The organism is Streptomyces sp. NPDC005566 (genome assembly GCF_040605575.1).
Classification (GTDB): Bacteria; Actinomycetota; Actinomycetes; order Streptomycetales; family Streptomycetaceae; genus Streptomyces.
Map to the genome: position 1 here is coordinate 242,398 of NZ_JBEXDB010000004.1, position 12,367 is coordinate 254,764.

The following is a 12,367-nucleotide window of genomic DNA, read 5'->3' on the forward strand; positions in this document are numbered from 1 at the left end:
GCCCTCTGCCCGCGGTCCGTGCGTCAACAAGGGCGTCGTGGCCGTCGGCCAATGGAGTGTCCTTTGCCAGCCACTGGTGCAGTGCGGACGGAGATGTCCCGCAGTACCGCCACGGGGGAGTCCATCCTGGTCGCCGAGTCCGCAACCGGCCGTCGACCGAAGGAGTGCCGTAGTGACGACGAGGGGCCCCGCAGAATCGGTGGAAGCCGATACCGCGTTTCAGGACGAGTTGCCCCTACGGCGGAAACAGCCGGGGAATGTGGTCATCAAGTGGCTGACCACCACTGACCACAAGACGATCGGCACGATGTACCTGCTCACGTCGTTCGCCTTCTTCCTCATCGGCGGTGTTCTGGCGCTCGTGATGCGTGCCGAGCTGGCCCGGCCCGGTAATCAGATCGTGTCGAACGAGCAGTTCAACCAGGCGTTCACGATGCACGGCACGATCATGCTGCTGATGTTCGCGACGCCGCTGTTCGCCGGGTTCGCGAACTGGATCATGCCGCTGCAGATCGGCGCGCCCGATGTGGCGTTCCCGCGGTTGAACATGTTCGCGTACTGGCTGTACCTCTTCGGCTCGATCATCGCGGTGGCCGGGTTCCTCACCCCGCAGGGCGCGGCCGACTTCGGCTGGTTCGCCTACTCCCCGCTCACCGATGCGGTCTACTCGCCCGGAATCGGTTCCGACATGTGGATCATGGGTCTGGCCTTCTCCGGCTTCGGCACGATCCTCGGCTCGGTCAACTTCATCACCACGATCATCTGCATGCGCGCCCCCGGCATGACGATGTTCCGCATGCCGATCTTCGTATGGAACGTCCTTCTCACCGGTGTTCTGGTCCTGCTGGCTTTTCCCGTCCTGGCGGGAGCCCTGCTCGCCCTCGAGGTCGACCGGAAATTCGGTGCGCACATCTTCGACGCGGCCAATGGCGGCGCGTTGCTCTGGCAGCACCTCTTCTGGTTCTTCGGTCACCCAGAGGTGTACATCATCGCCCTGCCGTTCTTCGGAATCGTCTCCGAGATCTTCCCGGTGTTCAGCCGGAAGCCGATGTTCGGCTACATCGGACTCATCGCGGCGACGATTTCCATCGCCGGCCTCTCCGCGACTGTGTGGGCGCACCACATGTACGTCACGGGCGGTGTGCTGTTGCCGTTCTTCTCGTTCATGACCTTCCTCATCGCGGTACCGACCGGTGTGAAGTTCTTCAACTGGATCGGCACGATGTGGAAGGGATCGCTCTCCTTCGAGACACCGATGCTCTGGTCCGTCGGCTTCCTCGTCACCTTCCTCTTCGGCGGCCTCACGGGCGTCATCCTGGCTTCGCCGCCCCTGGACTTCCACGTCTCCGACTCGTACTTCGTGGTGGCGCACTTCCACTACGTCGTCTTCGGCACCGTGGTCTTCGCGATGTTCGCCGGATTCCACTTCTGGTGGCCGAAGTTCACCGGCAAGATGCTGGACGAGCGGCTCGGGAAAATGAGCTTCTGGACGCTGTTCATCGGCTTCCACGGCACGTTCCTGGTGCAGCACTGGCTCGGCGCGGAAGGTATGCCCCGCCGTTACGCGGACTACCTCGCGGCGGACGGCTTCACCGCGCTCAACACCATCTCGACGATCGCCTCATTCCTGCTCGGCCTGTCGGTGCTGCCCTTCCTCTACAACGTGTGGAAGACCGCCAAGTACGGCAAGAAGGTCGAGGTCGACGACCCGTGGGGTTACGGCCGTTCGCTCGAATGGGCCACGTCCTGCCCGCCACCGCGGCACAACTTCCTCACGCTGCCGCGGATCCGTTCCGAATCGCCCGCGTTCGACCTGCACCACCCCGCGGTCCGTGCGCTCGAAGAAGTGGTCAACCGCCCCGCGGACTCGAAGACGGTGGCGCCCGGGGACAAGCAGGCATGAGGCGGAGCCCGATCAACGGCCGGACGAGAGGAGGACCGCATGGAACCCGACAAGGACAGTGCCCGCGGCCTTGCCCAGATGGAGGGCTATCTGCTGTGGAACGCCGAAGTCGAGGAGGCCCGCCGAGGAGCCACCCGCTTCACCGAGCAGCTGCCCTGGCTGACCACCGCCCAGCTGGAGGACGTCGAGCGCGTCTACGTCGCCGACCGAGTGGCCCTCTCCCGGCAGTCACTCCTGAGGATCGCCGACCGCGCCGGAGAACTCCGCGGTGAGTACAGCGCACGGTACGAGCGGCTCAGAGCTCGCTGCGTGGCAGCGTCCTTCCTGGCTGTCGGCGCGGCGAGCGGTACCTGCACGGCCCTCACACTGATCAGCCGGTGACCGCGGCCCCGGGCGGTCTGTGCGGCACCCGGGGCGACGGCCGGCCGCGGTCAGTGACGCACCAGACAAAACGGATGCCCCGCCGGATCGGCGTAGACGCGCCAGCTCCGTGAGGCGGGCCGGTCGTCCAGCACGGTCGCGCCGAGCGCGAGCACCTGCTCCTGGGCGCGATCCAGGTCGGGGACGCCGAAGTCCAGATGGGACTGCTGCGGGTGCTCGGGATCCGGCCACTGCGGCGGGTGGTACGGCTCGACCCGCTGGAACGCGAGCACGAACCCGGCCGGTGCATGGACAGTCGCCCAGCCCTCGTCGTTCTCCCATCGAGGATCGGGCTGATTCACGCTGCCTCCCAGCACGGCCGCGTAGAAGTCGGCGAGCACGACGGGTTCCGGGCAGTCCAGCACCACACACTGCAGTTCGGCGATCATGGTCCGCATCCTACGAGCCGGCCCGAAACCCTGAACAGGTCACGCCCGGCCCCTGACAGGATGCCGGGATGAACGATCACCGGCGTACCGAACCCTCCCGAACGGCCGACGACCGCACCTCGCTCACCGGCTTCCTGCAGTACCAGCGCGAGACGCTGGAACTGAAGTGCGCCGGACTGACCGCGGACCAGCTGCGGCACAAGGCCGTCGCTCCGTCCGGCCTGTCCCTCATCGGACTGGTCCGGCACACCGCCGAGGTCGAGCGGATATGGTTCCAGGCCGTGTGGAACGGCGAAGACCCCGGGTCCTACTGGCCGGGTACCGTCAACGGCACCTTCGCCGAGTTCGACAGCCACGGAGCCGACCCCGTCGAGGCGTTCACCGTCTGGCGCACCGCCTGCGCGCGGTCCCGCGAGATCGTCGCCGCCGCCGAGTCGCTCGACACCACCGTCGAGTGGCGGGACGAGCTGTTCTCGCTCCGGTACATCCTCACCCACATGATCGAGGAGTACGCCCGGCACAACGGACATGCCGACCTGCTCAGGGAGCGGATCGACGGTTCCACCGGGGAATGAGCGAACGCCGACGGCCCCCGGACGCACGGCCGTTGATCAGGCGGCCGGAACCACCTGGCGCGGCTCGGGCCACGCCCGGTCGAGCGCGGACAGTTGCGCGGCGAGCTGTTCGGCGTACGAGGCCGGAAGTGAGTCGGCGGGGTGCCCCAGCTGCACGGCGCAGGCCGTCGTCGTGTCGATGAGCTGCTCCAGGGCACTCGCAACGTCCCCGGATCCGGCCGTGTGCCGGGCCACCGCCGGAAGTTCGGCCGCCGACAGGTCGATGGCTGTGCGTGCCGCGGCCAGCGACCGGTAGGCGTCGCGCCGCAGCGCGTCCCGCCCGTGGCGGTCCTCCGGAGCACCCAGCACGTGCCGCAGGTACCGGTGCGCCGCGCCCACCGCACTGTCGAGTGCGGCCCGGACCCTGTGACCCCGACTGCCGGGCAGCGGGAGGTGGCCGACGAGCAGCACCGTCGCGCAGGCGAGGAGGGACTCGACGACCCTGCCCCAGGCTGCCGGCGGTTCGCCGCCCAGCAGGACGAGCGCGAGCACGAGCACGGTGACCACGGCTGTCTGCACCGCGAAATGCCGGGTGGCGACGGGAAGCAGCGCACCGCAGAGCGCGACCACTGCGACCAGAGTGAAGGGACCGGGCAGCAGCAGGGCCAGTACCCCGAAGACGGCGGCACCGGCGACGGTCCCCACAGCCCGGCACAGCACCCGCGACGCCAGCGGTCCCAAGTCGGGCTTGACCAGGAACACGGTCGTGGCGGGCAGCCAGTACCAGTGCTCGTGATGCAGACCCTGTGCCACGACCGTGCTCGCCACGCAGCACAGGGCGACCCGTACCCCGTACTCACGTCCCGCGGCACTCCACGCCCCGCTCACCGCGGAGAGGTACGAACGCCCCTTCCGGGTGCGCACCGGAGCACCCGTGGCGCAGTCGAGAGCCGTTGCGGCCCGCAGGATGGCATCGTCCAGAGCCCGCAGCGCGGCATCGGTACGCGCCGGGGCCGACAGCGGACCGCAGGAGCCGCCCGTACGCACCGCCTCGGCCAGCCGGCGCGGACCGTCCACGATCTCGGCGGGCAGCGAGACCCCCGCCCAGGCCAGGGCTGTCGCGGCCTCGGCGAGCGGGAGCGCCGCAGCGTACTGGGCGTGCAGCCTGCGCTCGGCCGACGAACGTGACCGCCGACGCAGTCTCGGCCCCGTCAGGGCGTCCTGCGCGTGGTCGAGTGCCGCGCTCAGTGCGGCGCGCCGGGCGAGAGCATGCGGGCCGCCCGCCGCCTCCAGAAGTCCGGCCACCGCCCCGTACACGGCGGCGACCGCCTCCCGCTCCCCGTCGAGGCGGTACGGACCGCCGCCGGGCCGTACCGGGGACGGCAGGACCAGGCGGAGCACGACGAGCCATCCCGCACCGGCCAGGAACAGCAGGGCACGCTGCGGACCCGGCTCGGGCAACGGCATGCCGGCCCCGATCACAACTGCCACCAGAAGCTGCGTACCGCACGCGGACGCGACCGGACCCGTCGAGCTGAGCGCTCCCGCGATCAGCCCCAGCACCCCGAGCAGGAGCGGCAGAACGACCACGGACGGGCCGGTTCCTGCGGCGGCCGCGGTCATGGTGCCGAGCAGCAGACCGGCCGAACCCGCAAGGGCAGGGATCCCGAGCCGGGAGACCGCGGCGCGCCGGCTGCCCGGACGGTCGTTGATTCCGGCCAGCATCGCCCCCAGCGCTGCCGGGATCCCGGCCGTAGGCCGATCGGCCAGAACCGCCGCGAGCAGCGGGGCCGCGGCCAGGGACCCCCGCAGGACCGCGTTCCACGGGACCGGCCCGCGCTGAGCCCGCAGCACATGGGCGAGCCACGGAGGGAGGGGAGGGACGGTGGCGAGAAAAGCAGGTGTGAACACCGGGCTCCTGTCCGCGCAGGGAGATCATCAGATCGCCGGCGGACTCCTTCGGCCTGGGCGCCTCCCCAGCGTAGATCCTTTACGTGGAGGGGGTGCTACCTGCTTGTTTCCGGAATATGACGGCCTGCCGGACGCCCGACGTCACAGGGCCGCTCCGAAGTTCTGCGTCCAGACAGGGCCGCCGGACGAATCCACACGGCCGACGCCGATCTCCTTGAAGGCGCAGTTGAGGATGTTCGCCCGGTGGCCGGGGCTGTTCATCCAGGAGTCCATCACCGCGGCCGGAGTGCTCTGCCCCTTCGCGATGTTCTCGCCGTACGTGCTCCAGCGATAGCCCGCCGCCGTGATGCGGTCACCGGGGTCCGTGCCGTCGGGGGATGTGTGCGAGAAGTAGTCGCGCGACACCATGTCGGCGGAATGCCGCGACGCGGCCGTCGCCAGTTTGCTGTTGCTGCGGACCGCTGCGCAGCCCTCCTTCGCGCGCTCGGAGTTGACCAGCGCCGTGACCTCCTCGGCGGCCGAAGAGGGGGGCGGGTCCGCGGGCTTCGGCGCGGGTGCGGCCGCCGGCTTCGAGGACGGTGCACGCGTGCTCGGAGCGGCCTTGGGGGTGGGGGAGGCGCTCTTCTTCTTCGTCCGGGACGGCGACGGAGAGGGCGACGCGGAGGTCGGAGAGGGGGAAGGCGAAGCGGACAGGGAATCCGGCGCGGACAGCGAGGGGGAGGGGCCGGCCTGAGGCGCCACGGCCGTCGCCGGACCTTCGTCGTCCCCGTCCGTGTAGAGGTGCACCGCGGTGCCTCCCCCGCCCAGGACCATCACCGCCACCAGCCCTGCCAGCACGGTGTGGCGACGGCGGCGCCGCACCTGGCCACGCCGCCGCTCGGCACGCCCCGGACCGGACAGGTTCGTGGCTCCGGCCACCGGGAGGATGTCCGTACCGGCCACGGACGCTCCCGCACCGGCGGCGGACGCCGCCAGGGGTACGAGAGCCAGTCCCACCAGCAGGCCCTCCGCCGGCACCATGCCCGACCCGTGCCCCGAGCACACCGTGCACTCACGCGCGTGGCGGGCCATGCGCTTGCGCCAGAGGGCGGACGGCACCCCGTCCCATCCGGCGGTGAGGTCCTCCAGCAGGATGCAGCGCGGGCGCGCGGCCAGCGCGCGCACCACCACCCTGGCCCCTTCCAGCTGGGCCTTCATCCGCTGTACGCGTACCGCGGTGTGCTGCGGGGAGAGGTCGAGCGCAGCGGCGACCTCGGCCCGGGACAACTCGCCGGCCGTCTCCAGCCACCACAGCGAGAGCAGTGCGCGGTCGTCCTCGTCCAGCCAGCGAGTGGCCTCGGCGGCCTCGCGCCGCTGTCCGGTCAGACCGAGGCGGACGATGGTCAGCTCGACGAAATCGGCCCCGGGATCGACGACGTCGTACGCGTCCTCCATCCGGTCGGCGGATATGTCCCCGGTTCTTCGCTCACGCCAGTGTCCCCGTATCTGATTCATGGTGATGGCGACGAACCATGACCGGAAACTCCCCGGAGACCGGAGCGAAGGGAGGCCGTTGAGCATGCGCAGCACACTCTCCTGCACCACGTCGTCGACGTCCGCGTGCCCGTTCAGAGCACGGCCGACGATGTTGTAGACCAGCGGCAGGTACGACGCGACGAGTTGGTCCTGGGCCCGCTGGTCCCCTTCTTGCGCCGCCTTGATCAACGCCGTCTCGCGTGCCTCGCCCATGGTGTGCTCACTCTTCCGGGATCCTGTTCCGTCACTGCCCACACTCGGGAGACGGCGTGCGGCGGGGACGATAACAGGAATCCCCGGCCCGGTCTTGCGGGCTTCGCCCCTCACCGCGTGCCCGCGGCCCGGCACACGGCACACCGGACCGCGGTGGCACGAAGGTGTCACCCGGTCCGGCGTGCGGATATGAGTGGTACGGAAGGGGCCGGCAAGGGCGGCCGGCGTTCTCTCGTCAGGTGCGGGGCGGGTTGTCCTTGTCACGGTCGGTGCCGAGCTGCTGCTTGAGCTTGTCCTGGCCGGTGTCGACCTGGCCCCGGTACTTCCCCTGGGTCCTCCCGTCGACCATGTCACCCGCCTTGTCGACGCCCTTGCCGGCCTGGTCCTCGTGCCCCTTCAACATCTTCTTGATCTTGTCCAGTGCGGACATGGCTGGTTCTCCTCCGGTCGGCGTCCCCCTCCCGTCCAGGGTCACCGCACATCGCGGCGACCGCATCCGCGGGAGCCACCCTGACGCTCTTCACACGTCCGGACCCGGTCCGGACGTGTGAAGAGCGTCAGGGTGGGCACATACCGGATGACCAGGAGGAGGTGGTGGCAGTGGGCCGCATCCAGATCGTCCGTCGTCCGCCGCCCCCCACGGGGCCGCCCCCGCTGGACCTGCGCACCCCCTCCGGGCGGACCCTGCCCTACTGAGGAGCGCTCCGGTCGTTCACTCCCTGCCGGTGTCCCGAAGGTGCAGTGTGTGAGGCTTTCGCATGAGCATTCCAGGACAGTCGCCGGCCGACCTGCAGTCGGACCGGCCGCACTCCGCCCGCGTATGGAACTACCTGCTCGGAGGCAAGGACAACTACCCGGCCGACGCGGCGGTGGGCGAGATGATTCTGCGGATGTTTCCCGACATCGCGGGTATCGCCCGTGACCAGCGCGCCTTCCTGGCCCGCGCGGTCCGATTCCTTGCCGGGGAGGCGGGAGTCCGCCAGTTCCTCGACATCGGCACGGGGCTGCCCACGGCGAACAACACCCATGAGGTCGCCCAGTGGGTCGCTCCTGATTCCCGCATCGTGTACGTCGACAACGACCCACTCGTCCTGACGCACGCCAGGGCGCTGCTGACCAGTACACCCGAAGGCGCCTGCGCGTACATCGACGCCGATGTACGCGACACGGACCACATCCTCGAAGAGGCTGACCGGACCCTGGATCTAGGTCGGCCGATCGGCCTCACCCTGCTTGGCATCATGGGCCAGTTGCCTGACGAGGAGGGCCCTGGGGCGCTCGTCGACCGGCTGCTGGCAGGGCTGCCGTCCGGGAGCTATCTGGCACTCGCCGACGGCACCGACACGAGCGACTCGCTGAACAGCGCCATCGAGGCCTACAACGCGAACTCGGCGAGCTCCTACCACTTGCGCAGTCCCGCACGCATCGCCGAGTTCTTCCAAGGGCTGGACATGGTCGAGCCGGGCATCGTGAGGACGTCGGCCTGGCGGCCGGACCCCGGTCAGGACGGGCCCGACTCCCCGCAGAGCCACGCGGTCAGCGGTGTCGGACGCAAGGCCTGAGCCGGAGGGCGGCACAGGGCCGAGGGCGGAAGGCCGGAGCGTAAGCTCCCGAGTCATGATCGATCATTCGTCGGACCCCGGGACGGCGGGCACGGTCCCGCAGCGCAACTGGGCAGGGAACATCACCTTCGGGGCGCGGAAGCTGCACACGCCATCCACGACGGCCGAGCTCCGGCGCATCGTCGCCGCCGGGAGTGCGGTACGGGCGCTGGGCACCGGTCATTCCTTCAACACGGTCGCCGACACCCACGGCGACCTGATATCCGTCGCCGGGCTGCCCCGTTCGATCGAGATCGACAGGGAGGCCGCCACCGCGACGGTGAGTGCGGGGCTGCGCTTCGGCGAACTCACCGAGACGCTGCACCGCAGCGGATTCGCTCTGCACAACCTGGGATCGTTGCCCCACATCTCGGTCGCGGGCGCCTGCGCGACGGGCACCCACGGGTCGGGCGCCGGCAACCGTTCCCTCGCGGGTGCGGTGCGTGCGCTGGAGCTCGTCACGGCGGACGGCAGCACGGTCACGCTGCGGAGGGGGGACCCCGAGTTCGATGGCGCCGTGGTCTCCCTCGGCGCGCTCGGCATCGTCACCCGCCTCACGTTGGACCTCGTGCCCGCGTTCGACATCCAGCAATGGGTGTACGAGGGGCTGCCCCAGGAACGCCTGCTCGGCCGCTTCGACGACGTGATGGCCGAGGCCTACAGCGTGAGCCTCTTCACCCGCTGGCGGGACGGACCGATCGACCAGGTGTGGATCAAGCAGCGGGTGACCGGGGACGGACACCGCACGGTGCCGCCCCGGTGGCTAGGCGCGTCGCTCGCGGACGGGCCGCGCCATCCCGTACCCGGCATGCCGGCGAAGCACTGCACGCCCCAGCAGGGCGATCCCGGCCCCTGGCACGCCCGGCTTCCCCACTTCCGGCTGGAATTCACCCCGAGCAACGGGGAGGAACTCCAGTCGGAGTACTTCGTCGCCCGCCAGGATGCGGTCGCGGCCTACGAAGCCCTGGACCGCATCCGGGAGCGCATCGCACCGCTCCTGCAGATCGGTGAGATCCGCACGGTGGCCGCCGACGACCTGTGGCTGAGCCCCGCCCAGGGCACCGACTCCGTGGCCTTCCACTTCACCTGGGTGCCCGACACGACAGCGGTCACGCCCGTCCTGGCGGCAATCGAGGAGGCACTGGCCCCGTTCGGGGCGAGGCCGCACTGGGGCAAGGTGTTCACCACCCCTCCAGGGACGCTGCGCAACCTGTACGGCCACTACGCCGATTTCGAGCGGCTCGCCCACCGGTTCGACCCCACGGGTACCTTCCGCAACGAGTTCCTCGCGCACCACTTCCCCCGTACGGGCAACGGCACCGACGTCGCCGAGACCGGCTGAGTGCGAGCGGACGCCGCCAAGGGGTCAGAGCGAGCCGGGCCGTTCCTCCGGCCCGGCCGCTCCGCGGCGCCGTGCCGGATGCGGTGCGAGCTCCTCCACCAGGGCGGCGAGCTCATCGCACGCGAGTTCCGTCTCGTGGCGGATGTTGTTGTGCTCCGCGACGATCGCCGCCAGGAGCAGTGCGGTGAGAGCCACGCAGCCGTTGAGGACCGCGAGGTTGAGCATGATCTCGAGCCAGGAGTGGGATTCGAACGGCCCCACCCGGTCGGTCCCGGAAATGATCGCCATGACGGAGACCAGGAGAACGCACGGGGCGCTGCCTGCCAGCTGGAAGCGCAGCGCGGCCCAGACGAGCGGCGGGAACACGAGGTAGATCATGGACAGCGGACTCCTGGTGGCGACCACCGCCAGCACCACCGTGACCAACGCCAGTGCCGCGGGCTCCGCCCACCGGTCGCCACGCCGCGGCATGCGTGCCGTGCGCAGGACGAGCAGCAGCGGAGTGACCATGAGCACGCCCATGGCATCGCCGGCCCACCAGGCCGACCAGACGGGCCAGAACTTCTCCGACGGGAGCTTCCCGTTGAGCAGCAGGATTCCGGCACCGATGGTCGCACTGATGAGCATGCTGCCCATCGCTCCCAGGAAGACGAGGGCGACGCCGTCGCGCAGGCGGTCCAGTTCCTTGCGGAAACCCACCGCGCGGAGCGCGAGAGCGGAACACACAGGGGCCAGCGTGCTGCCTGCCGCGATGCCGACAGTGGAGAGGCTGAGCTCGCCGCTGATCGAGACGACGCTGAGCAGTGATCCGACCGCGATCGCGGGCCAGATCCGGATACCCAGGTACAGCAGGGCGGCCACAGCGATGCCCGTAGGGGGCCAGAGCGGCGAGACGACGGCGCCGCTGACGGTCACCTGCCTGAACAGGCCGAGCTGTCCGGACGCGTAGTAGGCAGCGGCGATGCCCAGCATCTGCAGGGCGACCAGGGTTCGACGTCTCGATACCTCGCTGCGGATCACGCATCTCATCAGACACCGCTCACGACGGGAGGCGGCTGTGACACGCGCGGCCCGGCCCCTACGTCACCTGGGGCCCGGCGGGGGAGGTTCGTGACGCAGGACGAGGACGGCCACATCGTCCTCGTGGCCGGTGAGCGCCCCTGCCTGGAGCACTCTGTCGGCCAGCTCGTCGGCCTTCGCCCCGGCGTGGGAGCTCACCAGACGCCTGACCCTCTCCAGACCGTCCCCGATCGACAGCGACGGCCCTTCGACGACCCCGTCGGTGACCAGGACGAAGGATCCGTCGGCGGCCAGCGTGCGCCGCGTGACCGGATAGTCCTGGTGGGCGTCGATGCCCAGCGGGAGCCCTCCCGCGTCCGCCGTGATCCCCGACCGCCCGTCGGAGGTGGCCCACACACTGGCCACATGGCCGGCCCGCGCACTCCGGAGGTCCCCGGTCGCGGGGTCCAGCCGGAAGAACGAGCAGGTGGCGAAGAGACTGGAGTCCACCGAGAGAATCAGGTCGTTCGTCCGGCCCATGACCTCGCCCGGATCAGTGGCCGTCATGGTGATGGCGCGCATGGCGATGCGTATCTGCCCCATGAAGGCCGCCGCCTCGACGTCGTGGCCCTGTACATCGCCTATGGCCAGTCCGAGGGCCCCGTCCGGGAGCAGGAATGCGTCGTACCAGTCGCCGCCGATGTCCAGCCCGTCGCGGGCGGGAGCGTATCGGGCGGCGATCTGGAGCCCCGGCAGCGAGGGAAGCGCAGCAGGCAGCATCTTGCGCTGCAGGGCGCCGGCCAGCTCGACTCGCGCCTGATGCAGCTCCACCTCCTGCCGGGCACGGGCAGTCAGGTGCTGCAGTGTGCTGAGCAGGTCCTCGGCGCTCGCTGATCTTGGAGTTCCACGCCGGTTCATGGGCCGCTCCGCGGTGCGTAAGTACGTGCATCCTATTTCGGTGCGGAAACTCCTGCGACCGCTGCGGTTGCGGTGCGAGGGCGACGAGCGGGCTCAGCCGTTCCGGCTCAGGGAGGCCGTGAGCCGTCCGAGGGCCTCCTGCAGGACGAGGATCTCCTGGACCGACATGCCCGTGGCGCCGAGGATTGTGCGCGGAACGGGCAGCGCGCGCTCGCGCAGCCCGGTTCCCGCCTCGGTGAGGTGGACGGTGACCGACCGTTCGTCCTCCGGGCTGCGCTCGCGTCTGACGAGTCCGGCCGCTTCCAGCCTCTTGAGAAGCGGGGACAGCGTTCCGGAGTCCAGGTGCAGCCGCTCACCGATCGTCTTGACCGGGAGTGGGCCGTGCTCCCACAGGACCATCATCGCGAGGTACTGGGGGTAGGTGAGGCCGAGTTCCTTGAGGGCTTCGCGATAGACGCCGCCGAAGGCGCGGGAGGCCGCCTGGAGCGAGAAGCAGACCTGGTGGTCCAGCCGGAGGAGCTCGGAGTCCGGCAGGTCCGTCAGGTCGGGAGCGGGGATCGGCGGTGGCGTCATGGGTCCAGAGTAACCTGCCGCCCATCATT

12 protein-coding genes are annotated in these 12,367 nt (G+C 69.9%); 5 read left to right on the forward strand and 7 right to left on the reverse strand.

Features of this window, described 5'->3' with window-relative positions; all coding sequences use genetic code 11:
- Nucleotides 1-172: 172 nt before the first annotated feature.
- Both ctaD and ABZS61_RS08375 read left to right on the forward strand, forming a co-directional pair.
- Entirely contained in the window at nucleotides 173-1,903 is a 1,731-nt protein-coding gene (gene ctaD / locus ABZS61_RS08370) for a cytochrome c oxidase subunit I (RefSeq protein WP_356417363.1), read from the forward strand.
- 39 nt (nucleotides 1,904-1,942) lie between these two features.
- Nucleotides 1,943-2,284, forward strand: a complete 342-nt coding sequence (locus tag ABZS61_RS08375) for a hypothetical protein (protein WP_356417364.1) — start codon at nucleotides 1,943-1,945, stop codon at nucleotides 2,282-2,284.
- 50 nt (nucleotides 2,285-2,334) lie between these two features.
- Here the strand turns inward: ABZS61_RS08375 and ABZS61_RS08380 are convergent, their stop codons facing one another.
- The gene (locus tag ABZS61_RS08380) at nucleotides 2,335-2,712 is read right to left on the reverse strand and encodes a VOC family protein (RefSeq protein ID WP_356417365.1); all 378 of its coding nucleotides are present in this window, start codon (nucleotides 2,710-2,712) and stop codon (nucleotides 2,335-2,337) included.
- A 68-nt stretch (nucleotides 2,713-2,780) separates the two neighbouring features.
- On the opposite strand from ABZS61_RS08380, the gene ABZS61_RS08385 reads away from it, so the two are divergent.
- On the forward strand, nucleotides 2,781-3,287 hold the full coding sequence (locus tag ABZS61_RS08385; protein WP_356417366.1) for a DinB family protein: 507 nt from the start codon (nucleotides 2,781-2,783) through the stop codon (nucleotides 3,285-3,287).
- A gap of 36 nt (nucleotides 3,288-3,323) precedes the next feature.
- Here the strand turns inward: ABZS61_RS08385 and ABZS61_RS08390 are convergent, their stop codons facing one another.
- The 3 genes from ABZS61_RS08390 to ABZS61_RS08400 all read right to left on the reverse strand — a co-directional run bounded on the left by ABZS61_RS08390 (nucleotide 3,324) and on the right by ABZS61_RS08400 (nucleotide 7,335).
- Nucleotides 3,324-5,177 (reverse strand): FUSC family protein, encoded by a 1,854-nt coding sequence (locus ABZS61_RS08390; protein ID WP_356417367.1) that lies wholly within the window; start codon nucleotides 5,175-5,177, stop codon nucleotides 3,324-3,326.
- A 141-nt stretch (nucleotides 5,178-5,318) separates the two neighbouring features.
- The gene (locus ABZS61_RS08395; RefSeq protein ID WP_356417368.1) at nucleotides 5,319-6,905 is read right to left on the reverse strand and encodes a sigma-70 family RNA polymerase sigma factor; all 1,587 of its coding nucleotides are present in this window, start codon (nucleotides 6,903-6,905) and stop codon (nucleotides 5,319-5,321) included.
- 235 nt (nucleotides 6,906-7,140) lie between these two features.
- Entirely contained in the window at nucleotides 7,141-7,335 is a 195-nt protein-coding gene (locus tag ABZS61_RS08400) for an antitoxin (protein ID WP_356417369.1), read from the reverse strand.
- Between the two features lie 328 nt (nucleotides 7,336-7,663).
- Here ABZS61_RS08400 and ABZS61_RS08405 point away from each other — a divergent pair, with 328 nt between their 5' ends.
- Complete coding sequence (locus ABZS61_RS08405; protein WP_356417370.1) at nucleotides 7,664-8,467, forward strand: SAM-dependent methyltransferase; 804 nt, start codon at nucleotides 7,664-7,666, stop codon at nucleotides 8,465-8,467.
- A gap of 55 nt (nucleotides 8,468-8,522) precedes the next feature.
- Nucleotides 8,523-9,848, forward strand: a complete 1,326-nt coding sequence (locus ABZS61_RS08410) for an FAD-binding protein (RefSeq protein WP_356417371.1) — start codon at nucleotides 8,523-8,525, stop codon at nucleotides 9,846-9,848.
- 24 nt (nucleotides 9,849-9,872) lie between these two features.
- Here ABZS61_RS08410 and ABZS61_RS08415 read toward each other — a convergent pair whose 3' ends face one another.
- The 3 genes from ABZS61_RS08415 to ABZS61_RS08425 all read right to left on the reverse strand — a co-directional run bounded on the left by ABZS61_RS08415 (nucleotide 9,873) and on the right by ABZS61_RS08425 (nucleotide 12,338).
- Complete coding sequence (locus ABZS61_RS08415; RefSeq protein ID WP_356417372.1) at nucleotides 9,873-10,868, reverse strand: MASE1 domain-containing protein; 996 nt, start codon at nucleotides 10,866-10,868, stop codon at nucleotides 9,873-9,875.
- A 63-nt stretch (nucleotides 10,869-10,931) separates the two neighbouring features.
- Nucleotides 10,932-11,765 carry a PP2C family protein-serine/threonine phosphatase gene (locus tag ABZS61_RS08420; protein WP_356417373.1) on the reverse strand — a complete coding sequence of 278 codons (834 nt, stop codon included), beginning with the start codon at nucleotides 11,763-11,765 and terminating at the stop codon, nucleotides 10,932-10,934.
- Between the two features lie 93 nt (nucleotides 11,766-11,858).
- Complete coding sequence (locus ABZS61_RS08425) at nucleotides 11,859-12,338, reverse strand: MarR family transcriptional regulator (protein WP_356417374.1); 480 nt, start codon at nucleotides 12,336-12,338, stop codon at nucleotides 11,859-11,861.
- Between the last annotated feature and the right edge of the window lie 29 nt (nucleotides 12,339-12,367).